This window comes from Comamonas nitrativorans, assembly GCF_042654765.1.
Classification (GTDB): domain Bacteria; phylum Pseudomonadota; class Gammaproteobacteria; order Burkholderiales; family Burkholderiaceae_C; genus Comamonas; species Comamonas nitrativorans.
This window is the reverse complement of the sequence record NZ_JBHSEW010000008.1, coordinates 60,849-82,514: the sequence shown is the minus strand read 5'-3', so window position 1 is coordinate 82,514 and position 21,666 is coordinate 60,849. Positions and strand designations below refer to the sequence as shown.

The window sequence follows — 21,666 nt, the reverse complement described above, 5'->3', positions numbered from 1 at the left end:
GCCCCTTCTGCGCCGGCCCATCGGGGGCTGGCGCCATGGGTTCCCTCGCCCCCATGCGGTTTCACAAAAAGGACTCTGCCATGTTCCAGCTTTCGGCAACGGCCCAGCGCAACGCGCTGGTGGCCCTGATTGCCTTTCACATCACCCTCATCATTGCCAGCAACTACCTGGTGCAACTGCCCATCATGCTCTGGGGCTGGCACACCACCTGGGGGGCCTTCAGCTTTCCCTTCATCTTCCTGGCCACCGATCTGACGGTGCGCCTGATCGGCAAGCCCGCCGCCCGCACCGTGATTGCCCGGGTGATGCTGCCGGCGCTGATCGCCTCGTACGTCGTTTCGGTGTTGTTCCACGATGGCATGTTTGCCGGCTGGGAAAGCCTGGCGCAGTTCAATACCTTCGTGTTCCGCATTTCGCTGGGCAGCTTCATGGCCTATGTGCTGGGGCAGCTGCTGGACGTTCAGGTGTTCGACCGCCTGCGCCGCCTGCCCCAGTGGTGGGTGGCCCCGGCCATTTCGGGCATCGTCGGTCAGGCGGCCGATACGCTGATGTTTTTCAGCGTGGCGTTCTGGCGCAGCTCCAATCCCTTCATGGCCGCCAACTGGATGGAGATCGCCCTGGTCGATTACGTCATCAAGCTACTGGTCAGTCTGGCAGTGTTCGTGCCACTGTACGGCGCCTTGCTGAAGGCATTGCTGCGTCTGCTGCCGCAGCAACGGCTGGCGGTGGCAGCTCGCTGATTTGATAGCTGCTACCGCTGACAAAGCAACAATCCCAGGGGGATTTAACCCTGGGATTAGCTTGAATAGAGCGCAAGCCGCTCTTTTTTCAGATCAAACCGGCTCTGCTACCGGCTGCGGTGCGGCTTGCAGCGCCTGCACGCGCAGGCGGGCATTGGCCAGATCGAACGTGCCGCCATCGGGGCAGTGGCGGCCATCAATGCAGTCGGGCACCACGGGCGCAGTGGCCGCCGGTGCGACCGCTTCGACACGCACCCGCAGGAGCCAGGCGCCCTGGGCGCCGCAGACATGCAGCATCGGCACCGGGCCATGCTGCTGCAACTGGCCCAGGGTGTAGCGGCGGGCGTCCATGGTCGGGTCGTCCGGCTCGTCCGGATTGGGCTGGCCGTAGCGCTGGCCGGCAATATCGAAATAAAACGGCAACGGCTGGTGCCAGCCGAATGCCGCCTGCACGATGCGGTGCAGCTGCGCCAGGGGGGTGCTGTCCAGAATCCACAACCGGCGCCAGACGGCGGGCGTCACGCCCTGCAGTTGCAGGTGCAGCTGGTAGGCATAACGGATGGCTGGCGGCGGCATGGAAAAACTCCTTGGAAACGTGGCAAAGCGGCAGAACCCGTTATTTAAGTCCAGGCGCTGGCGGCGTGCAGGGCCGGGGCCAAGAAAGTCCGACCCCGGGGTGGTTATGCCGCACGGCGGCGGCTACTGATCGGCGGCGCTGGTAAAGGCGTCGGCAAAGAATGCCTCGGGCGGCAGGCTGCGTGTGGCAATGCAGCTTTCGCGGGCAGCTTCGACCATCGCCGGGGCGCCGCAGGCATAGACCTCGTACGGCGCCAGATCGGGAAAATCGTCCAGCACGGCCTGGTGGACGAAGCCGGTGCGGCCCTGCCAGCCGTCTTCAGGCAAGGCGTCCGAGACGACCGGGACAAAGTTCAGCCCGCCCGGCAGCGTGTGCTGGGCCAGCCAATCGGCCATGTAGATGTCCTGCGGCCGGCGCCCGCCCCAGTACAGCATCACCGGACGGCGGCTGCCCAGGTAGTCCAGGTGTTCGAGGATGGCCTTGATCGGCGCAAAGCCGGTGCCCGAGGCGATGAAGATCAGCGGCTTCTTGCTGTCCTGGCGCAGGAAGAAGCTGCCGAACGGGCCTTCGACGCGCAGGATGTCCTTTTCCTTCATGCCATCGAAAACATGATCGGTGAACACGCCGCCGGGCATGTGGCGGATGTGCAGCTCCATGCCGGGGTTGTCCGCCTGGGTGTGCGGCGCGTTGGCCATCGAGTAGGCGCGGCGCGTGCCGTCGCGCAGCAGAAACTCGATGTACTGCCCGGCAAAGTAGACGAACTTTTCCGTGGCTGGAATCTGGAGCTGCACGCGCATCACGTCGTGGCCCAGCCGCTCCAGACAGCGCACGCGCACCGGCATTTTCTTGATCGGCGGCGTGCCTTCCTGGCTGACCTGGCGCGACTCGATCACCACGTCGCTGCCGGCCGTGGCGCGGCAGGTAAGGATCAGGTCGTTCTGCGCCTCGTCCTCGCTCAAGGCATGGGCCGAGTGGCTGCCATGCGTGACGCTGCCGCTGATCTTCTGGCATTTGCACGAGCCACAGGCCCCGTCCTTGCAGCCGTAGGGCAGGCCCACTCCGGCCTCGATGGCGGCGGCCAGAATGGTCTGCCCTGCCTGCACGGTAAAACTGCGGCCGCTCGGTTCGACGGTGACTTGGTAAGCGTTGTCTGCGCTCATATTCTGGCTATCCTTGGTATTTTTTCTGCACTGGCCCTGCGCCAGGGAAGGCCGGATTGTGCCCACAAACACAAACCCACCAAAACCATATACCCCCGCTTCAGCCCCCCGCCCTGCCAAGCCCGCCCGGTTTCGTCGCACCCGGGTGCTGATCGTCGGCTGCGGCGACGTCGGCCAGCGCTGCGCCCGCCTGCTGCTGGCCCGGGGCGTGCGCGTGCTGGCGCTGACCTCTTCACCGGACAACCAGGCCGCGCTCCAGGCCCAGGGCATCACCGCCCTGCGCGGCGATCTGGACGCCCCGGCCAGCCTGCGCCGCCTGGCCGGTCTGGCACCCTACGTGCTGCACCTGGCCCCGCCGCCCGGCCAGGGCCGGCACGACACGCGCACCCGCGCCCTGCTCCGCGCCCTGGGCCGGGGCACGGCGCCCCGGGCGCTGGCCTATGTCTCCACCACCGGGGTGTACGGCGACTGCGCCGGCGCCTGGGTGGATGAAACCCGCCGCCCGGCCCCGGCCACCGCCCGCGCCCGGCGCCGGGTGGATGCCGAAGCGCAATTGCGCACCTGGGCACGGCAGCGCGGCGTGCAGGCCAGCGTGCTGCGGGCGCCCGGCATCTATGCCCCCGACCGTCCCAACGGCACGCCGCGCCAGCGCCTGCTGAAAAAGCTGCCCATCCTGCACGCCGCCGAGGATGTGTTCACCAACCACATCCACGCCGACGATCTGGCCCGCGCCTGCCTGCTGGCGCTGTGGCGGGCCAGGCCCCTGCGGGCCATCAACGTCTGCGACGACAGCCAGCTGCGCATGGGCGATTATTTCGAGCAGGCCGCCGACCTGTACGCCCTGCCACGCCCGCCGCGCATCAGCCGCCAGCAGGCGCAGGAGCAGCTCCCGCCCGTATCCCTGAGCTTCATGAGCGAATCGCGGCGGCTGTCCAACCGCCGTTTGAAGACCGAACTGGGGCTGCGCTTGCTTTGGCCGGAGGTGCTGGAGGGGCTGGCTGCCGAACAAACTTTGAACAAGCGCTAAGGCCGGGGCCGCACATTGCCCTTGCCGTCGTAGCAGCGAAACACGTTGCACTGCCAGGGGCCTTCCGGCTCGGGCGGGGGCGGCTTGCCATGCGGGGGGCGGGGCCGGTGTCCCGGGGGGTAGGCCGGCGGATACGGATAGACCGGATAGGGCACCACCTGGGGTTCGGCAGGTGGCGGCAGCTGAATCTGCACTGGCGGGCGCTGCGCAGCAGCAGCGGCGGCCTGGGCGGCGGCTTTTTCCGCTTCGGCGCGGCGCAGGGCTTCGGTGCGGGCTTGCTCGGCCTGCCAACGCGCCTGGGCTTCCTCGTACTGCCGGGCTTGCGCGGCTTTTTCCTCGGGCGTCTGGGCGGGCAACACCTCCACACTGCGCTGGTGGCTGGGGCAGGGGCCATCGGTGTAGGTCACCTGCCCGGTGCGCGTGTCCGTGCAGCGCTGCACCTGGGCCGCGGCAGGGGCCATCCAGCCGATCAAGGCGGCAAGGAAAAAAGGAAAAAACAAACGCATGGTGTGCGCTACTGTGCCCGGGCTGCGCTTGCGGCGCAAGTTTTCAAAAAAAGAAGCTTCTTCCGCTTGAATACCCTAAATATCAAAGATAAAACAATCTGAAAATCATGATAATCAATCGGAAGAAGCTATCAATTCTGATAAACAGTGCATGAAAAACGGGCCTTGCGGCCCGTTGCAGCGCTGCGGTCATGCAGCCGATGCGTACATCACTTCAACGCCTTGTAGCGGAAGCGCTTGGGCGCTGCGCCATCCTCGCCCAGGCGGCGTTTCTTGTCGGCTTCGTATTCCTGGTAGTTGCCGTCGAAGAAGACCCATTGCGAGTCGCCTTCCGCCGCCAGGATGTGCGTGGCGATGCGGTCGAGGAACCAGCGGTCGTGGCTGATGACCAGCACCGTGCCCGCGTATTCCAGCAGGGCGTCTTCCAGGGCACGCAGGGTTTCCACGTCCAGGTCGTTGGAGGGTTCGTCCAGCAGCAGCACGTTGCCGCCCTGGATCAGCGTCTTGGCCAGGTGCAGGCGGCCACGCTCCCCGCCCGACAGGTTGCCGACCTTCTTCTGCTGGTCCTGGCCGCTGAAGTTGAAGCGCCCGCAGTAGGCGCGGCTGGCCATCTGGAATTTGCCGATGTTCAGGATGTCCAGGCCGCCGGAGACGTCTTCCCACACGGTCTTGTCGTCCGACAGGCTGTCGCGTGACTGATCGACGTAGGCCAGTTGCACGGTCTGGCCGATGTCTACAGTGCCGCTGTCCGGCTGTTCCTTGCCTGCGATCAGCTTGAACAGCGTGGATTTACCCGCTCCGTTGGGGCCGATGATGCCGACGATGGCCCCGGCCGGGATGTTCATGCTCAGGTTGTCGATCAGCAGGCGGTCGCCAAAGGCTTTCGAGACGTTGTTGAACTCGATCACCTTGCTGCCCAGACGCTCGGCCACGGGGATGAAGATTTCCTGCGTTTCGTTGCGCTTCTGGTATTCGTAATCGCTCAGTTCCTCGAAGCGGGCAATGCGTGCCTTGGATTTGGTCTGGCGGCCCTTGGCGTTCTGGCGCACCCATTCCAGCTCTTTCTTCAGTGCCTTGGCGCGGGCTTCCTCGCCTTTTTGCTCGGCCTCCAGGCGGTTTTGCTTTTGCAGCAGCCAGTCGGAGTAGTTGCCTTTGTAGGGAATGCCGTGGCCGCGGTCCAGCTCCAGAATCCACTCGGCGGCGTTGTCCAGGAAGTAGCGGTCGTGGGTGATGGCGACGACGGTGCCGCTGAAACGGTGCAGGAACTGCTCCAGCCAATCGACCGATTCGGCGTCCAGGTGGTTGGTGGGTTCGTCCAGCAGCAGCATGTCGGGCTTGGACAGCAGCAGCTTGCACAGCGCCACGCGGCGCTTTTCCCCGCCGGAGAGCTTGCCCACCATCGCATCCCAGGGCGGCAGGCGCAGCGCGTCGGCGGCGATTTCCAGCTGGTGTTCGCTGTCGGTGCCGGCAGCGGCAATGATGGCTTCCAGCTCGCCCTGCTCGGCAGCCAGGGCGTCGAAGTCGGCATCTTCCTCGGCGTAGGCGGCGTAGACTTCTTCCAGGCGGGCCTTGGCGTTGTTCACTTCGGCCATGGCTTCTTCCACGGCCTGGCGCACGGTGTGCTCGGGGTTGAGCTGCGGCTCCTGCGGCAGGTAGCCGATGGACAGGCCGGTCATGGGGATGGCTTCGCCTTCAAACTCCTTGTCCACCCCGGCCATGATTTTCAGCAGGGAAGATTTACCCGAACCGTTCAGGCCCAGCACGCCGATCTTGGCGCCCGGAAAGAACGACAGAGAGATGTCTTTCAAGATCTGCCGCTTGGGCGGCACGGTCTTGGTCAGGTGGTTCATCGAGAAAACGTATTGAGCCATGGGTCTTTCAAGGAAGAAATTTTTGCAATTGTTTCGCCGTCTTTGTACAGCGGCCAACCCGTGATTATCAACGCATGCGACAATGCACGGCGCACAGGGCTCCAGTTTGCCCTTGGCATCAGCATTTTTGCTGGGGAGCAGCCCACAGCCTACCCACGCTGCCAAGCCATTCCCAAATTTTTGAAAATCCCTTCTGCCTAGAGACTGGCCCGGCTACCCGCAAGGGGTGGCCCTGCAAGGCAGACTCCGTGTGAAAACCCAGCGCCCAGGAAGGGCGCATTGCTACAACAATGACATTTGAAGAACTGAACTTGGCTCCGGCCATTGTCCAAGCCGTGCATGAGCAAGGCTATACCGCACCCACCCCCATTCAGGCCCAGGCCATTCCCGCCGTACTGGCCGGTCATGACCTGCTGGCCGGTGCCCAGACCGGCACGGGCAAGACCGCCGCGTTTGCGTTGCCCATCCTGCACCGCCTGACGCAAGGCGGCACGCAGAAGCCCGCTGGCGGCATCCGCGCCCTGATCCTCAGCCCCACGCGCGAGCTGGCCGCCCAGATCGAGGAGAACCTGCGGGCCTACGCCAAGCACCTGCCGGTGAAATCCACCGTCATCTTCGGCGGCGTGGGCATGAAGCCGCAGATCGACCGCATCAACCGGGGCATCGACGTGCTGGTCGCCACCCCGGGCCGCCTGCTGGACTTGCAGCAGCAAGGCTTCATGGATTTGTCCAGCGTGGAAGTGCTGGTGCTGGACGAGGCCGACCGGATGCTGGACATGGGCTTCATCCACGACGTGAAGAAAATCCTGGCCCTGGTGCCCAAGGACAAGCAAAGCCTGCTGTTTTCCGCCACCTTCAGCGACGACATCCGCGAACTGGCCAATGGCCTGCTAAAAAACCCGCAAAGCATCCAGGTCACCCCGCGCAACACCACGGTGCAGCGCATCACCCAGGTGATCCACCCGGTGGGCCGCGGCAAGAAAAAAGAGGCACTGCTGCACATCATCCAGGAACACAACTGGAGCCAGGTGCTGGTCTTTACCCGCACCAAGTTCGGCGCCAACCACGTGGCCGAGTACCTCACCAAGCACGGCGTCACAGCGATGGCGCTGCACGGCAACAAGAGCCAGAGCGCCCGCACCCAGGCGCTGGCCGGATTCAAGACCGGCGAGCTGCGTGCCCTGGTCGCCACCGACATCGCTGCCCGCGGCATCGACATCGACGAGCTGCCGCACGTCGTGAACTACGAGATCCCCAACGTGCCGGAAGACTACGTCCACCGTATCGGCCGCACGGGCCGCGCCGGGCGCGAAGGCCATGCCGTGAGCCTGGTGTGCCTGGATGAAGAAGGCTTCATGATGGAAATCGAGCGCTTCACCAAGCAGGAAATTCCCGTGCAGGTACTGCCGGATTTCGGCCCTGCCGAAGGGGAGAAGGCCGAGCCCATCGCCATGGGCCGCCAGACCATCTGGGGCGGCGCCGGCAAACCGCCCAACCGCGAAGTCATGCAGGCAGCGGCCAAGGCAGCCCGCCAGGAAATGATGGAACGCATCCGCAGCAACAAGACCGCCCAGGGCAACCGAGGGGGCGGACGTGGCGGGCGCAAGCCCGTGGCCGAGGCGGCTGCCCAGGCCAGCGGGCAGGACGGCAACGCACCGGCAGACGGCAGCACCCCGTTGGGAGAAGCTGCACCGCGCCGGGGCGGCCAGGGCTACAACCGTTCGCGCCAGCGCCCGGGGCGCAATACCCCCCCGCGCCAGACCGAAGGACGCGAGCCTCGGGACGCCCGCCCCCCCCGCAGCGAACCGCGCGACCACGAAGGCGGCAGCCGCTTTGAATTTCAGCCCCCGACCGATGCCCACCTGGGCACCCAGCTGGGCCGCCCCCGCAAACCGGCCCGTGCCGGCAATGGCGGCCAGCCCGACCCGACCCGCACCAGCATTGACCTGATGGTCGATCGCCCCCGCCGAGGCGGTGGTGGCGGCGGCGGCGGATTCAGCGGCAACCGCCGCCGCAGCGGCGGCAATTTCGGGCGCTGATCCCTGCTCTCCCGGCCCCAAGCGCTCCGGCCTTGGGGCCTTCGTTCTTCCAGGCCCACCGGCCACCGGGGCTTCGGCCCTGACCCTATTGCGGTAGACCACATATGACCAATCCTCTTGCTCTTGTCGTCCCCCTCAACCCCTCTCCCGCCAAAACGCCGCAGCGCCTGCTGCTGGCCGCCTGCGTGCTGGCCCTGAGCGCCTGCGGCACCAGCGTGCCCCTGCCGCAATGGCCGGCCAGCCAGCCCGCCACGGCACCCGCCCCGCAAACCGGCGCCCCGGCACCGGTCAGCACTGCCACCGATACCACGGCCAGTACCGCCCCCATCAGCCAATCCCGGGTGCAGGCCCTGCCCTACAGCGATGCCGTGGCCGCGCTGTTCCCGGAACCCGCCCAGCGCTACCACACCCCGGGGCTGGCCAGCGGGCGCAGCGCCTTCACCAGCAATGCCGAGCTGGCCGCGCAATTGCAGCAGTTGCCCCCGGCCAGCAGCGATGGGCTGCAAATTGCGGTCCTGTCCGCCGGCAGCTCCCAGAACGGCCGCCCGATCAGCGCCGTCCTGGCGGCACAAAGCACGGATCTGACTCCGGCCAGCCTGGATGCCGCCGGGCGCCCGACGGTCATGATCGTCGCCGGCCAGCAAGGCAACGCGCCGGCCTCGACGGAAGCCGTCCTGGCCCTGTTGCAAGAGTTGCAGGCAGACGGCCTGCTGCGCCCCATGCTGGCGCACATCAACCTGCTGCTGGTGCCCCGCGCCAACCCCGACGGCTTTGAAACCGGGCAGCCCACCACCGCCAGCGGTGCCGACCTGCGCCACGACCATCTGCGTCTGGCCACCCCGGAGGCCCGCGTCCTGGCCCGGCTGGTCGGCATGTACCGCCCGGCCGTGGTCGTGGACGCAGGCGAATTTGCCGCGCTGGAGCCTGTCCAGACCCGCTTTGGCGCAGTGCGGGCCAACGACATGGGCCTGCAATACGCCATGCCCGCCAACACGCACGAATTCATCGCCAAGGCCGCCCGGGAATGGTTTTACCAACCCATGGCCAGCCGCCTGACCGATGCCGGGCTGCGCGTCGACTGGCTCTCCGAGCCCACCGGCAACGACGCTGCGGCAGGCTTTGCCATGGACACCATCGCCCCGACCACCCTGGCCAACGTCGCCGCGCTGAAAAACGCCATCGGCCTGACCGTCCAAAGCCGGGGCAACGACCTGGGCCTGCTGCACGCCCAGCGCCGGGTGCATGGCCTGGTGCAGGCCCTGCTGGCCGTGCTGGACAACGCCAGCGCCCGGGCTGCCGATCTGGCCAAGGTGCAAACCTTCGCAGCCCGCGACATCGCGGCCAAAGCCTGCCAGGGCAGCCTGCTGGTGCAGGCCCAGATGCAGCAGGAGACGCGCAACCTGGCCCTGGTCGATCTGGCCAGCGCACAAATCGCCCCCCAGTCCGTCGCCTGGCAATCCGCCCTGGGCCTGACGGCCACGGCGCAGCGCAGCCGCCCCTGCGGCTACTGGCTCTCGCCCGAGGCCCGCAACACGGCGGCACAGCTCGACCAACTGGGCCTGCAGGTGCAGCGCGTGGCCGAACTGACCCCCCTGGTGGCCGATGGCTACCTCAGCCACGGCAACAGCGCCATCACCACCCAACGCGCCCTGGCCGATGCGCCCCCGGGCAGCTACTACGTCAGCATGAACCAGGGCCAGGCCAACCTGGCCGCCGCCCTGCTCGAACCCGATACGCCCTACGGCAGCTATGCCCAGGGCGTGCTGCTCGACCTGGGCCATCTGGTGCGCGTCGTCACCCCGGCGCCGCTGGTCTTCGAGGACGAATGAGCCGCCGCCCGAAACCCAGGCAAGGGCCATCCCCCCGGTCAGCCGGGGTATGATCGCGCCCCTGTCCGCCTGTAGCTCAACTGGATAGAGCAATTGCCTTCTAAGCAATAGGTCGGGGGTTCGAGCCCCTCCAGGCGGACCAAATTCAATAGCTGTTTGCGCTTGTAGATACTGAATTTCAATATTAAAAAAACCTGAAATCCTTTTAAACAAAGCGGTAGCAGCTTCTTTTTTTGATACCCCTCCCTGCCCGACAGCACAGATTGTGCTGCCGGGCTTTTTTTCGGGTGCCGGGTCGGCAGAAGGCACAGTGGGATAATCGCGCCCCATGAACATCACCTTCAAAACCCCTGAAGACATTGAGCGCATGCGCGAGGCCGGCCGCCTGGCCTCGGAAGTGCTGGACTACATCACCCCCTTCATCCAGCCCGGCATCACCACGCTGGAAATCGACCGCCTGAGCGCCGAGTGCATGGCCCGCCAGGGCACCAAATCGGCCACCGTGGGCTACCAGCCGCCGGGCTATCCGCCGTACCCGGGGCATGTCTGCACCTCGGTCAATCATGTGGTGTGCCACGGCATTCCCAACGACAAGCCGCTCAAGAAGGGCGACATCCTGAACGTGGACGTGACCGTCATCACCAAGGATGGCTGGTTTGGCGACAACAGCCGCATGTTCCTCATCGGCGAGGGCACCATCGCCGGCAAGCGTTTGTGCCAGCTCACCTTCGAGGCGATGTGGAAAGGCATCGAACAGGTCAGGCCCGGTGCCACCCTGGGCGATGTCGGCCACGCCATCCAGACCTTTGCCGAGGGGCACCACCTGTCGGTCGTGCGCGAATACTGCGGCCACGGCATCGGGCAGAAATTCCACGAAGACCCGCAGGTGCTGCACTACGGCAGGCCGGGCACCGGCGTCAAGCTCAAGGAAGGCATGGTGTTCACCATCGAGCCGATGCTCAACCTGGGCAAGCGCGACGTGAAGGAGCTGGGCAAGGACGGCTGGACCATCATCACCAAGGACCGCAGCCTGTCGGCCCAATGGGAGCTGATGATGGCCGTCACCCCCACCGGCTACGACATCCTGACGTGGTCGGACGGCTCGCCCACGCCGCCACCCTTCATCAAAGGCATTCGCACTTAAGGATGCCCTGCACGAATCATCACGCCGTGGGCATCTGCGGCCTCGGGCGTTCTGCGGCGTTGCAAATCCTCGCAATAGCACCGCTATTGCTGCGGTTTGCGCCTTGCAACCCATCCCGATCCGCAGCACCCACTTGGCTGCGCAATTCATACAGAGCATCCTGAACACAACAGGAAATACACCCGTGGTAGCGCTTTCACTCCCCCTGACCGAACTACGCCAACGCTACCACGACCAGAAGGCGCAATGCCTGGCACACCTGCATGCCCCGGGCGGCCCGCCCATCCGCCCATTGCTGCAACGCCTGGCGCTGCTGGTGGATGCGCAGCTCACGGCACTGCGCCATGCCACCGGGCTGCCGCCGGAGGTGGCCATCGTCGCTGTCGGCGGCTATGGCCGCTGCCAGCTCTTTCCGTATTCCGACGTGGACGTGCTGCTGCTGGTGCCGCAAGACTGCACGCCGCTGCGCCCGGCACTGGAGGCCTTTGTCGGCGCCTGCTGGGATACGGGGCTGGAGATCGGCTCCAGCGTACGCACCGTGGCCGAATGCCTGGCGCTGGCCCGCCAGGACGTGACTGCGCAGACCTCGATGCTGGAGGCACGGCACATCGACGGCCACCGGCAGTGCTTCGACCAGCTGATGGCGCAACTGCCCGAAACCTTGCAGCCGCAGGAGTTTTTCCTGGCCAAGCACCTGGAACTGCGCCAGCGCCACACCAAGTTCGAGAACACCCCCTACGCGCTGGAGCCCAACTGCAAGGAAGCCCCCGGCGGCCTGCGTGACCTGCAAACCATCATCTGGGTGGCCAAGGCCGCAGGCCTGGGCAGCAACTGGCACGAACTGGCCCACCACGGCATTCTGACGGCCCTGGAAGCCCAGCAGCTGGAGCGCAACGAGACCACGCTGTTCCAGATTCGCGCCCGCCTGCACGCCGTGGCGGGCCGCCACGAAGACCGCCTGCTGTTCGACCTGCAGACTGCCGTGGCCCACAGCCTGGGCCTGCAAAGCCATACCCCGCCCGGCCAGACCTACCCGGTACGGGCCAGCGAGGTGCTGATGCGCCGCTACTACTGGGCAGCCAAGGCGGTCATGCAGTTGCAGCAGATCGTGCTGCTGAACATCCAGGAGCGCCTGCACCCCAGCCAGGCCGCGCCCATCCCGATCAACGACTGGTTTGCCGACAAGAACGGCCTGCTGGACGTGCGCGACGATGCCCTCTACCAGCGCCAGCCCCAGGCCATCCTGCACACCTTCCTGACACTGCAAACCCACCCCGGCCTGCGCGACGCATCGGCACGCACCCTGCGGGCGCTGTACAACGCCCGCGACCACATGAACGCCCCCTGGCGCCGCGACCCGGCCAACCGCGCCACCTTCATGCACATCCTGCAGCAGCCCAGCGGCATCACCCACGCGCTGCGGCTGATGAACGCCACCTCGGTGCTGGGGCGCTACCTGTGGTCGTTCCGGCGCATCGTCGGCAAGATGCAGCACGACCTGTTCCACGTCTACACCGTCGATCAGCACACGCTGATGGTGCTGCGCAACATGCGCCGGTTCTTCATGCCGGAATTTGTCCACGAGTACCCGTTGTGTTCCGAGCTGGCCAGCCAGTGGGCGCAGCCCTGGCTGCTCTACCTGGCCGCACTGTTCCACGACATCGGCAAGGGCCGGGGCGGCGACCACAGCACCGTCGGCGCCATCGAAGTGCGCCGCTTTGCCCGCCAGCACCACCTGGCCAGGGCCGATGCCGAGCTGGTCGAGTTCCTGGTGCGCGAACACCTGCGCATGAGCACCGTGGCGCAAAAGCAGGACACCAACGACCCCGCCGTGGTGCAGGCCTTTGCCGACTGCGTGGGCACGCCCGAGCGCCTGACGGGTCTGTACCTGCTCACCGTGGCCGACATCCGGGGCACCAGCCCGAAAGTATGGAGCGCCTGGAAAGGCAAGCTGCTGTCCGACCTGTACCACGCCACCTTGCGCATGCTGGGCGGCCAGGCCTTGCAGGGCCAGGCCCTGACCCAGGCCCGCCAGCACCAGGCCCAGGTGCTGCTGCGCCAGGCAGGCCTGCCCGCCGACAGCGCCCAGCTGCTGTGGAATACGCTGGAGGCCGGCTACTTCCTGCGCCACGAGCCCGCCGACATCGCCTGGCACGCCCGCCAGCTGTACCTGCACGTGGGCAGCCCCAGCCCCATCGTCCGCGCCCGCCCATCGCTGGCCGGCGAAGGGGTACAGGTGCTGGTGTACGCCCCCGACGGCAACGACCTGTTTGCCCGCATCTGCGGCTATTTCGACCAGATGGGGCTGTCCATCCTGCACGCCCGCATCTACACCAGCCCCCACGGCCACGCGCTGGACACCTTCCAGGTCGTCGCCCCGCAACTGTCCATCGAGGAGCGCGAACTCAGCGCCCTCGTCCAGGCCGGCCTGCCCCCGGCGCTGGCGGCCGAAACACCCCTGCCCGAACCCGTGCGCCGCCCGCCCTCGCGCCGCGCCCGCAGCTTTCCCATGCCGCCGCACGTCAGCCTGCAGCCCGACGAAAAAGCCCAGCGCTGGCTGCTGCACATCAGCGCCACCGACCGCGCCGGACTGCTCTACAGCATCGCCCGCGTCCTGGCCCGCCACGGCCTGAGCGTACAACTGGCCAAGGTCATGACCCTGGGCGACCGGGTGGAGGACAGCTTCCTCGTCGAAGGCCCGCAACTGCAGCACACCATCCGCCAGCTCGATCTGGAAAAAGAGCTGGTACACATGCTGACGGTCGGAGCCTGACCCTGGAACTTGTTCACGATCCCCACACGGGTCTGTCAATAGGTTCTTATTCCCCGATCTGCTGCACCGCGCCAAAGCGCAGCGCGGACGGCAGCCATTGCAGCATGGAATCGGCCGTGGTGGTTTCGATGCGGCTGGCAAAGCGCTGCTCGTTCGGATGGTCGTCAAAGGCGATGTTGGCGCGGGTCACGCGGGCGCCCAGACGGGTCATCGTGCCGATGTGCAGCATCGCCGGACGGTAGCCCTTGAAGCGCAGCCATGCCTGGGCCTGGTCGCGGTCACCCACCTCCGGCTCAGCCGCCAGGGCCAGGGTTTCCAGCGCCCACTGGTTGGACTGCTGGTAGCGCGTGCCCCAGGTGTAACCGAGCATGTTGTAGCGGCTGTGGTGCAGGCGCTGCACGTGCTGGTTGTCCTGCAACAGCGTCCACAGTGCATCGGCCAGCGGGGCCGGGGCGGCCGTCCAGCCCGCCTGGTAGCGCCACAGATCGTCCAGGAAAAATTCGCCCACTCCCTGGCGCATCAGGGCCGACTGGTCGGTGCCGCACTGGTTGAGCTTGTGAACCACACGCCAGGGGCCAGCGGCGCTGCGGTAGGCCCAGCCAACGTGCGACCAAGTCTGGCGATAACGGCTTAAGTCCTGCCCGGCCCGCGCCAGCAGCACGACACGGGTGCCATCGCGCCGGTAGGCCGCCTCCAGGGCATCGGCGGTACGCTGCGCCAATGCCATGCTGCGGGCGACAGTTTCCGGGGTGGTTTTTTTCTCTGCGCAGGTCTGGCCTGCCCGGGCCTGGGGCATGGCCCAGGCGGCCAGCAGCAAGGCGCCCGCCAGAAAACGAAAGCGTTGATGGCAAAAAGCAGTCATGACGGTACTTTCCATAGGTTGGGAACAAGCCCTGGCAGGCATCATCCAATGCGCTCGTTGAACAGCAGGGCCTGACCAACGGCATTGGGGATGAACGCCAGCACCTCGGCACCCGCAGAAAGAATCACCCCCGAGGCGATCACCGTGGTCGTAATGGCCGTACCGACCGACAACAGCGCACTGCCCGCCGCCACGGCGACGACTTCGATACTCACCGCCACGCCGTCACTGACACGTTCCAGCACGATGACCGTGCCGCGTGCAGAAGCCTCGACGGCCTTGACGGTCAGCACCGCGCCGGTGACCGACAACACCGCCGGCACGACTGCCACGGCAGCGCTGGCATCCCCGCTGGTGCGACCTGCCGCAGCCCTGGTGGCCGAAGCCGCCACGACCACCGATGCCACCGGCAGGAGGGACAAGACCGCCGACGTATCGCTTTGCGCCTGGGCCGGTGCCAGGGCACTCAGGCCGACCGCGCACAGGGCTGCAAGCACACCGTGGCGCAGGGTAGTAGGGAAAGGTTTTGGCATCATCAATACTCCTTAATCGATAGCTATTTTCGCTTGACCATCAAGCGAAAAAGACACTTTTTATTCAAATTTCCTCATGGGCTTGCGCCAGGCTTTCCGTCGGGCGCTGACGGCTGCGCCACTGGGCTTCGAGCAGATCGGCTTCCTGGCGGTCACGCAGCATCTTGGCCAGGGTGAAGGCGCTGGTGATCAGGTACAGCCAGGCGACGCCGAGAAACACCTTGTACGTCGGGTTCACCTCCATGCGCACCAGCCCCCAGGCCGTCAGCGCCATGGCCAGGGCAAAGCTGTCCCACACCACGATGCGGAACAGCGGGGTATCGCTCTGCCGCCCCTGGGCCGCTTCGCCGTCGCGGACAAATTTGGACAGCACGAACGCTGTGGACAGGCAGAACAGATAGCCCATGAACATGAAGGCGCGGTCCAGGTCCTGCCCCGGCAGGTAGGCCAGGCCGGTGGCGCACAGCGCCATCGCCAGACCAAAGGACACCCAGACTTGCAGCTGCCAGGGCCTGGAATCGCGGCGAACCAGCGGCTGGGGCAAAGAAGGGGAAAAAGTAGAGGTGTGGGTTTGCATGAACGTCTCCAATCAGGTTGATGCGGGGTTGGTATGGGCGCAAGTGTCCCCGGCCCGCCCGATTGGAGAGGCGTATATTGCTTCCAGTGCTTTTTTATTGGACAGAAAGTACCTTTATTCGATACCAACGCTCCCACCCAGCGCCTTTGTCCAGGTACATCCGGGCATCCGCGTGCCGCAACAGGCTCAGGCCATCCGCCCCATCGCGGGAATACAGGGCGCCTCCCATGCGGACCCCGACGATCGTTCGCCTGAAGCAGCGCATCGCCGCTCCGTGCGGCATGGACACGTTGTGATTGGCGCCGTCCCTAATGGGCCGGCGCATATTGAAATAAATGTCATTGCTGCAGCAGTTGCTGCACCTGCGCCTGGAGGACCGCCGGGGTCACGCTGGCCGCCGCCAAGGGCATCCCGATATTCAGCCCCACCCGATTGAACATGCCGCGCCGGAAAGGCCGCACCATCGCGCCGCCGCGCTCGATGCGGCTGAAGAACGACCCCCACAGCCCCGTCAGCGCCATGGGCACGGTGGGCACCTGCAGCCCCTCTTTTTCAGCGCGGCGCAGGATTTTGGCGATACCGCCCTTGAAGGGCTGCAACTGGCCGTCGCGGGTCAGCCCGCCTTCGGGAAAGATGCCCAGCAAATCCCCCTCGGCCAGCACCTGCTGGGCGGCATCGAAGGCACGTTCGTAGGCCTGGGGATCTTCATGGTGCGGGGCAATCGGGATGCACTTGGCCAGACGGAAAATCCAGCCCAGCACCGGCACGCGGAAGATGCGGTGGTCCATCAGAAAGCGGATGGGCCGGGGGCTGGCCGCCATGAGCAGCACCGCATCGACAAAGCTCACATGGTTGGCCACCAGCACCGCCGCGCCGGTGGTGGGAATGTGTTCATCGCCCTGCACGTGGTAGCGGTACACCAGGCGCGAAAGCACCCATGCAATAAAGCGCAGCAGGTATTCAGGCACCAGCATGAAGATGTGAAAGCTCACCACCGCATTGGCCAGCCCCAGCAACAAGAAAATCTGCGCAATGCTGCACCCCGCCCCCAGCAACAGCCCGACGATGACGCTGCTGGCAATCATGAACAAGGCGTTCAGGATGTTGTTGGCCGCAATGATGCGGGCGCGATGCGTAGGGGCGCTGCGCACCTGGATCAGCGCATACATCGGCACGCTATACAGGCCCACAAACAGGCTGACCAGCAGCAAATCCGCCAGCACGCGCCAGTGGGCCGCCTGGGACAGAAAGGCCGCCACGCCCATTTCCGCCTGCATCGGCAAATGGTGCGTGGCAAAGTACAGGTCGATGGCAAACACCGTCATGCCGATGGCGCCCACGGGCACCAGGCCAATCTCCACATGGCGGTGCGAAAGCTTTTCGCACAGCAGCGACCCCACGCCCACCCCCACGGAAAACACCACCAGCAAAAGCGAGGCCACTTGCGCATCGCCATGCAGCACCTCCTTGGCAAAGGCCGGAAAGTTGGTCAGGAAGACCGCGCCAAAGAACCACATCCAGGAAATACCCAGTAACGAACGGAACACCACCACCTGCCGGCGGGCCAATTGCAGATTGCGCCAGGTTTCACTCAGAGGGTTCCAGTTGATCTGCAACTGCGGCGCCGTCGCCGTCAGCGTCGGAATCGCCTGGGCACTGAACCGCCCCAGCAGCGCCAGCCCCAGGCAGGCCAGTGCCACCGCAGTGTGCCCAATGCCCGGCAGCGCCACCAGCAGGCCGCCAGCAACATTGCCCAGCAGGATGGCGACGAAGGTGCCCATCTCGATCATGCCGTTGCCCCCCGTCAGCTCCCGCTCGCTGAGTACCTGGGGCAGGTAGGCATATTTCACCGGGCCGAACAGGGTGGAGTGCAGCCCCATCAGAAACACACAGACCAGCAGCACCGGCACCTGGGCGGCCCAAAACCCCCAGGCGGCCAGCGCCATGATGGCGATTTCCAAATCCTTCACCAGCCGGATCAGCATGGTTTTGGGGTACTTGTCCGCCAGCTGCCCGCTGGTGGCGGAAAACAGCAAAAACGGCAGGATGAACAGCGCCCCGATCACCAGACCCGCCTGGGCCGGCGGCAGCCAGTTGATGGAAAGCTGGTAAGTCACCAGCACCGTAAAGGCGAACTTGAACAGGTTGTCGTTGGCCGCACCGGCAAATTGCGTCCAGAAAAACGGGGCAAAACGGCGCTGGCGCAACAGGGCGAACTGGCTGGGGGCAGAGGTTGGCTGGCTCATGATGGAAACCTTGGAATGGCGTGAAGCATACGCGCCGGGGAGGCGCTGCAAACCGGCCGCACTATGCCCCAGCCCTGCCGACAGGCCTGGAAAAAACAGAACTTCATTAAAATTCAGACCAAAAAGTATCTTTATTTAATACCTCATGAGTACCACCGCCGATTTGGTCACCCACCTCAAAGCCGCCCTGAAAGCCGCGCACATGACCTACGCCGATCTGGCGCAGGCGCTGGGCATGGCCGAATCCAGCGTCAAGCGCATGTTTGCCAAGGGCGACATGCCGCTGTCGCGCATCGACGCCATCTGCCGCGCCCTGAAAATGGACTTTGCCGAACTGGCCCAGCGCGTGGCCGACGCCCAGCCCCTGCTCGCGGAACTCACGCTGGAGCAGGAACGCACGGTCGTGGCCGACGAAAAACTGCTGCTGGTCGCCGTCAATGTGCTGAGTCAATGGACGGCAGAGCAAATGACCAGCGCCTACCGCCTGACCGAAGCCGAGGTGGTGAAGTACCTGGCCCAGCTCGACCGCATCGGCATCATCGAACTCAAGCCCGGCAACCGCTACCGCCTGAAACTGGCAAAAACCTTCCGCTGGCGGCCGCACGGGCCGGTGATGCAGTTTTTTCGGGAGCACGTCGTACTCGACTACTTCGGCGGCGGCTTCGACGGCCACGGCGAAGGGCTGCTGCTGGTGCACGGCTCGATCAGCAGCGCCCTGGCCCCCAGCTTCATCGAGCGCCTGCAGCGCGTGGCCCAGGACTTTGCCCAGCAGCACCAGACGGACCAGAAATTGCCGCCCGCCCAGCGCCGGGGCTACACCCTGGTGCTGGGGATGCGCGACTGGGAGCTGGCGGCGTTTGCCCGTCTGCGGCGCTAAGAACCTGTTCACGCTCTTTTCCTGGTGCCCGCAAGGCAGCCAACCGCCGCAATCTAGGCGCGTGCCGCAGGCCAGGCTGGTGGCCTGGTCAAGGTGCGCAACGACGAGTGCGGCGGTTGGCTGCCTTGCCCCAAGGGTTGCCCCGCCAAGACAGCATCTGCGGCGTTGCAAATCCTCGCCGCCCCACCAGGGCGACTGCGGTTTGCGCCTTGCATCTGCCGCCTTGGCGGGGCAACGGGCATCAGGAAAAGAGTGTGAACAGGTTCTGAGCCTACTCCTGCGTGCAAGCCTCCAGCACGGCGCCGCTGGTGCCATCGGCCAGATGCTGCAGCACCGAACCGCTGGCGCCACGGCCTGCGCCCTTCGTCCACCACTCGATGCCCTCCCCCACGTACCGCGCCCCGCTGGCGGAAACGGCGTTTTTCAGGCTATAGGTGCGCCCCTTGTAATGGACGGTGGCAGTATCGGTATCGGAATAGCCGGCGACGATCTTCACCCCGCTTTCGCAGGTGTAGAGCGCCGAGGTGACGGCCTCCTCCTGCGCGGGTGGCACGCTGTTGCAGGCCACCACCAGCAGGGGCGCGGTCAGCACAAGGCTCAGTCGGTAAATCGATTGCATCAGGTTTGCTCCGTTTTGGGTTTGAAATCGCAATATGCGGCCACGCTGCACTCCCAGCAGCGCGGTTTGCGAGCCTGGCAGACATAGCGGCCCAGCAGAATCAGCCAGTGGTGGGCGTGCTGCAGGTATTCCTTGGGAATGCGCTTGAGCAGCCCCTGCTCCACCGCCAGGGGCGTGGCCCCGGGGGCCAGCCCCGTGCGGTTGCCAACGCGAAAGATATGCGTGTCTACCGCCATGGTCGGCTGGCCGAAGGCGACATTCAGCACCACATTGGCGGTTTTGCGGCCCACGCCGGGCAGGGCTTCCAGGGCTTCGCGGGTGGCCGGGACTTCGCCGCCGTACTGCTCCAGCAGAATCCGGCAGGTTTGCAGCAAATGCCTGGCCTTGCTGCGGTACAGGCCGATGGTCTGGATATAGCCCTCCAGCCCTTCCTGCCCCAGATCGAGGATGGCCCGGGGCGTATTGGCCACGGGAAAGAGCTTGCGCGTGGCCTTGTTCACGCCCACGTCGGTTGCCTGGGCCGAGAGCAGCACGGCGGTGAGCAACTCGAAGTGGCTGGAATACTCCAGCTCGGTACGCGGATGCGGATTGGCCGCCTGCAAGATGGCGAAAAAAGCGCTGATGTCGGACTTTTTCATAAGGCAGGCATTGTCATACAAGCACGGCCCCGGTGGCAGCGGGCCTTAAGATGTTAAGTTTTCGTCTAACACAATTCACACGAGGATAGGCATGAAAACGGAGCAACTGGCCCAGCGCCTGGACAGGGTAGAGACATCGGCCATTCGGGAGCTGTTCAAACTGCTGGGCAAGCCCGGCATCGTCAGCTTTGCCGGGGGCTTTCCGGACAGCGCCCTGTTTGACGTGGCCGGCCTGCAGGCCGCCAGCCAGCAGGCGCTGACGCAAGACCCGGGCGCTGCGCTGCAATACGGCGCAACCGAGGGCTACCAGCCGCTGCGCGAGCAAATCGCCCGGTTCATGCAGGCCAAGGGCGTATCGTCCCTGGCGGCGCAGGAGCTGATCGTCACCACCGGCAGCCAGCAAGCGCTGGACCTGCTGGGCAAATGCCTGATCGACGAGGGCGACAAGGTCATCGTCGAAGGACCGACCTTCCTGGCCACCATCCAGTGCTTCCGCCTGTACGGCGCCGAAGTCATCAGCGCCCCCATCGACGCCGAAGGCGTGCAGGTAGACGCGCTGGAGCAGCTCATCATCGAACACCGGCCCAAGCTGATCTACACCATCCCCACCTTCGGCAACCCCAGCGGGGCCACCCTGAGCCTGGAACGGCGCAAGCGCCTGCTGGAGCTGGCCGTGCGCCACCAGGTGCTGGTGGTCGAGGACGACCCGTATGGCGACCTGTACTTCGACGCCCCGCCGCCGCCCAGCCTGCTGGCCCTGTCGGCCCAGGTGCCGGGCAGCCGCGATTTTCTGGCGCACTGCGGCAGCCTGAGCAAGGTGCTGTCGCCCGGCCTGCGCATCGGCTGGCTGATCGCGCCGCCCGAACTGCTGGCCAAAGCGGTCATGTGCAAGCAGTTTTCCGATGCACACACCAGCACCTTCGCCCAGGCCACGGCTGCGCAGTACCTGGCCGCCGGCCACATGCCTGCCGCGCTGGCCAAGGTGCGCAAGGTCTATGCAGAGCGTGCCCAAGTCATGATGCAGGCGCTGCGCGAAGAGCTGGGCGATGCCGTGCAGTTCACCGCCCCGCAGGGCGGCCTGTTCCTGTGGCTGCGCCTGACCGGCGCGGGCGGCAAGCTGACCGATGCGGCCACGCTGGCCCAACGCGCCATCGAGCAGGGCGTGGCCTTTGTGCCAGGGGCGCCCTTCTTCAGCCAGCACCCGGACACGGCCAGCCTGCGCCTGTCCTTTGCCACCGCCGACGAAGAAAAAATCCGCGAAGGCGTGCGCCGCCTGGCCAGGGCATTGGCATGAGCACCGCCACGAATACCGAACCGACCCGCGCCCTGCAGGCGCGGGTCGAGGCGCTGGAAATCAAGGCCAGCTATGGCGAGGATTTGCTGGAGACGCTGAACCTGACGGTGTACCGCCAGCAACAAACCATCGACGCGCTGGTGCAGGAACTGCGCCAACTGCGCCAGCAATTGCCCGAGACAGGCAATGCCGGCCCCCGCAGTCTGCGGGATGAACTACCACCTCATTATTGATAGCTGTAACCGCTGATATACATTCAATTTTACTAATAAAACTCAATAAAAATGTTGTATTTAAAGCGGAAGCAGCTATAAAATATATTATAATAGGGTTATTGGAACAAATAATGGGACC

At 65.4% G+C, this 21,666-nt stretch carries 19 protein-coding genes and 1 tRNA gene; 10 read left to right on the top strand and 10 right to left on the bottom strand.

Annotation, left to right across the window (positions count from 1 at the left end):
• Window positions 1-80 precede the first annotated feature (80 nt).
• Window positions 81-740 (top strand): 7-cyano-7-deazaguanine/7-aminomethyl-7-deazaguanine transporter, encoded by a 660-nt coding sequence (locus ACFO3A_RS10190; RefSeq protein ID WP_377726074.1) that lies wholly within the window; start codon window positions 81-83, stop codon window positions 738-740.
• Window positions 741-833: 93 nt separating this feature from the next.
• On the opposite strand, the gene ACFO3A_RS10185 is transcribed toward ACFO3A_RS10190, so the two are convergent.
• Window positions 834-1,316 (bottom strand): IS1096 element passenger TnpR family protein, encoded by a 483-nt coding sequence (locus tag ACFO3A_RS10185; RefSeq protein WP_377726073.1) that lies wholly within the window; start codon window positions 1,314-1,316, stop codon window positions 834-836.
• 123 nt (window positions 1,317-1,439) lie between these two features.
• Window positions 1,440-2,477 carry a CDP-6-deoxy-delta-3,4-glucoseen reductase gene (locus ACFO3A_RS10180; protein ID WP_377726072.1) on the bottom strand — a complete coding sequence of 346 codons (1,038 nt, stop codon included), beginning with the start codon at window positions 2,475-2,477 and terminating at the stop codon, window positions 1,440-1,442.
• Window positions 2,478-2,535: 58 nt separating this feature from the next.
• Here ACFO3A_RS10180 and ACFO3A_RS10175 point away from each other — a divergent pair, with 58 nt between their 5' ends.
• Complete coding sequence (locus tag ACFO3A_RS10175) at window positions 2,536-3,504, top strand: SDR family oxidoreductase (protein WP_377726071.1); 969 nt, start codon at window positions 2,536-2,538, stop codon at window positions 3,502-3,504.
• Here ACFO3A_RS10175 and ACFO3A_RS10170 read toward each other — a convergent pair.
• Window positions 3,501-4,010: a DUF4124 domain-containing protein gene (locus tag ACFO3A_RS10170; protein ID WP_377726069.1), complete on the bottom strand. Its 510-nt coding sequence runs from the start codon at window positions 4,008-4,010 to the stop codon at window positions 3,501-3,503. The genes ACFO3A_RS10175 and ACFO3A_RS10170 overlap by 4 nt on opposite strands.
• 209 nt (window positions 4,011-4,219) lie before the next feature.
• Complete coding sequence (ettA, locus tag ACFO3A_RS10165; protein WP_377726067.1) at window positions 4,220-5,881, bottom strand: energy-dependent translational throttle protein EttA; 1,662 nt, start codon at window positions 5,879-5,881, stop codon at window positions 4,220-4,222.
• A 290-nt stretch (window positions 5,882-6,171) separates the two neighbouring features.
• On the opposite strand from ettA, the gene ACFO3A_RS10160 reads away from it, so the two are divergent.
• The 5 genes from ACFO3A_RS10160 (at window position 6,172) to ACFO3A_RS10140 (ending at window position 13,666) form a co-directional block, all read left to right on the top strand.
• Window positions 6,172-7,920, top strand: coding sequence for a DEAD/DEAH box helicase (locus ACFO3A_RS10160; RefSeq protein WP_377726065.1), 1,749 nt, complete (start codon window positions 6,172-6,174; stop codon window positions 7,918-7,920).
• A 104-nt stretch (window positions 7,921-8,024) separates the two neighbouring features.
• Complete coding sequence (locus ACFO3A_RS10155; RefSeq protein WP_377726064.1) at window positions 8,025-9,749, top strand: M14 family zinc carboxypeptidase; 1,725 nt, start codon at window positions 8,025-8,027, stop codon at window positions 9,747-9,749.
• A 65-nt stretch (window positions 9,750-9,814) separates the two neighbouring features.
• Window positions 9,815-9,891, top strand: a tRNA-Arg gene (locus ACFO3A_RS10150).
• Window positions 9,892-10,077: 186 nt separating this feature from the next.
• Window positions 10,078-10,893, top strand: coding sequence for a type I methionyl aminopeptidase (map, locus tag ACFO3A_RS10145; protein ID WP_377726062.1), 816 nt, complete (start codon window positions 10,078-10,080; stop codon window positions 10,891-10,893).
• Window positions 10,894-11,077: 184 nt separating this feature from the next.
• Entirely contained in the window at window positions 11,078-13,666 is a 2,589-nt protein-coding gene (locus ACFO3A_RS10140) for a [protein-PII] uridylyltransferase (protein WP_377726061.1), read from the top strand.
• A gap of 46 nt (window positions 13,667-13,712) precedes the next feature.
• Here the strand turns inward: ACFO3A_RS10140 and ACFO3A_RS10135 are convergent, their stop codons facing one another.
• The 4 genes from ACFO3A_RS10135 to ACFO3A_RS10120 form a co-directional block, all read right to left on the bottom strand.
• Complete coding sequence (locus tag ACFO3A_RS10135) at window positions 13,713-14,528, bottom strand: DUF2145 domain-containing protein (RefSeq protein ID WP_377726060.1); 816 nt, start codon at window positions 14,526-14,528, stop codon at window positions 13,713-13,715.
• A 41-nt stretch (window positions 14,529-14,569) separates the two neighbouring features.
• Window positions 14,570-15,061, bottom strand: a complete 492-nt coding sequence (locus ACFO3A_RS10130) for a hypothetical protein (protein ID WP_377726058.1) — start codon at window positions 15,059-15,061, stop codon at window positions 14,570-14,572.
• A 64-nt stretch (window positions 15,062-15,125) separates the two neighbouring features.
• Window positions 15,126-15,638, bottom strand: coding sequence for a YiaA/YiaB family inner membrane protein (locus tag ACFO3A_RS10125; protein WP_377726057.1), 513 nt, complete (start codon window positions 15,636-15,638; stop codon window positions 15,126-15,128).
• 338 nt (window positions 15,639-15,976) lie between these two features.
• On the bottom strand, window positions 15,977-17,884 hold the full coding sequence (locus tag ACFO3A_RS10120) for an MFS transporter (protein WP_377726056.1): 1,908 nt from the start codon (window positions 17,882-17,884) through the stop codon (window positions 15,977-15,979).
• Between the two features lie 145 nt (window positions 17,885-18,029).
• Here ACFO3A_RS10120 and ACFO3A_RS10115 point away from each other — a divergent pair, with 145 nt between their 5' ends.
• Window positions 18,030-18,761 carry a helix-turn-helix domain-containing protein gene (locus ACFO3A_RS10115; RefSeq protein WP_377726054.1) on the top strand — a complete coding sequence of 244 codons (732 nt, stop codon included), beginning with the start codon at window positions 18,030-18,032 and terminating at the stop codon, window positions 18,759-18,761.
• A gap of 271 nt (window positions 18,762-19,032) precedes the next feature.
• On the opposite strand, the gene ACFO3A_RS10110 is transcribed toward ACFO3A_RS10115, so the two are convergent.
• Window positions 19,033-19,380 (bottom strand): MliC family protein, encoded by a 348-nt coding sequence (locus ACFO3A_RS10110; protein WP_377726052.1) that lies wholly within the window; start codon window positions 19,378-19,380, stop codon window positions 19,033-19,035.
• The gene (gene nth, locus ACFO3A_RS10105) at window positions 19,380-20,018 is read right to left on the bottom strand and encodes an endonuclease III (RefSeq protein WP_377726050.1); all 639 of its coding nucleotides are present in this window, start codon (window positions 20,016-20,018) and stop codon (window positions 19,380-19,382) included. The genes ACFO3A_RS10110 and nth overlap by 1 nt, the downstream gene beginning before the upstream one ends.
• Before the next feature lie 91 nt (window positions 20,019-20,109).
• On the opposite strand from nth, the gene ACFO3A_RS10100 reads away from it, so the two are divergent.
• Both ACFO3A_RS10100 and ACFO3A_RS10095 read left to right on the top strand, forming a co-directional pair.
• Window positions 20,110-21,312, top strand: a complete 1,203-nt coding sequence (locus ACFO3A_RS10100; RefSeq protein ID WP_377726049.1) for an aminotransferase-like domain-containing protein — start codon at window positions 20,110-20,112, stop codon at window positions 21,310-21,312.
• Window positions 21,309-21,545: a SlyX family protein gene (locus ACFO3A_RS10095; RefSeq protein ID WP_377726047.1), complete on the top strand. Its 237-nt coding sequence runs from the start codon at window positions 21,309-21,311 to the stop codon at window positions 21,543-21,545. The genes ACFO3A_RS10100 and ACFO3A_RS10095 overlap by 4 nt, the downstream gene beginning before the upstream one ends.
• The last annotated feature ends 121 nt before the right edge of the window (window positions 21,546-21,666 follow it).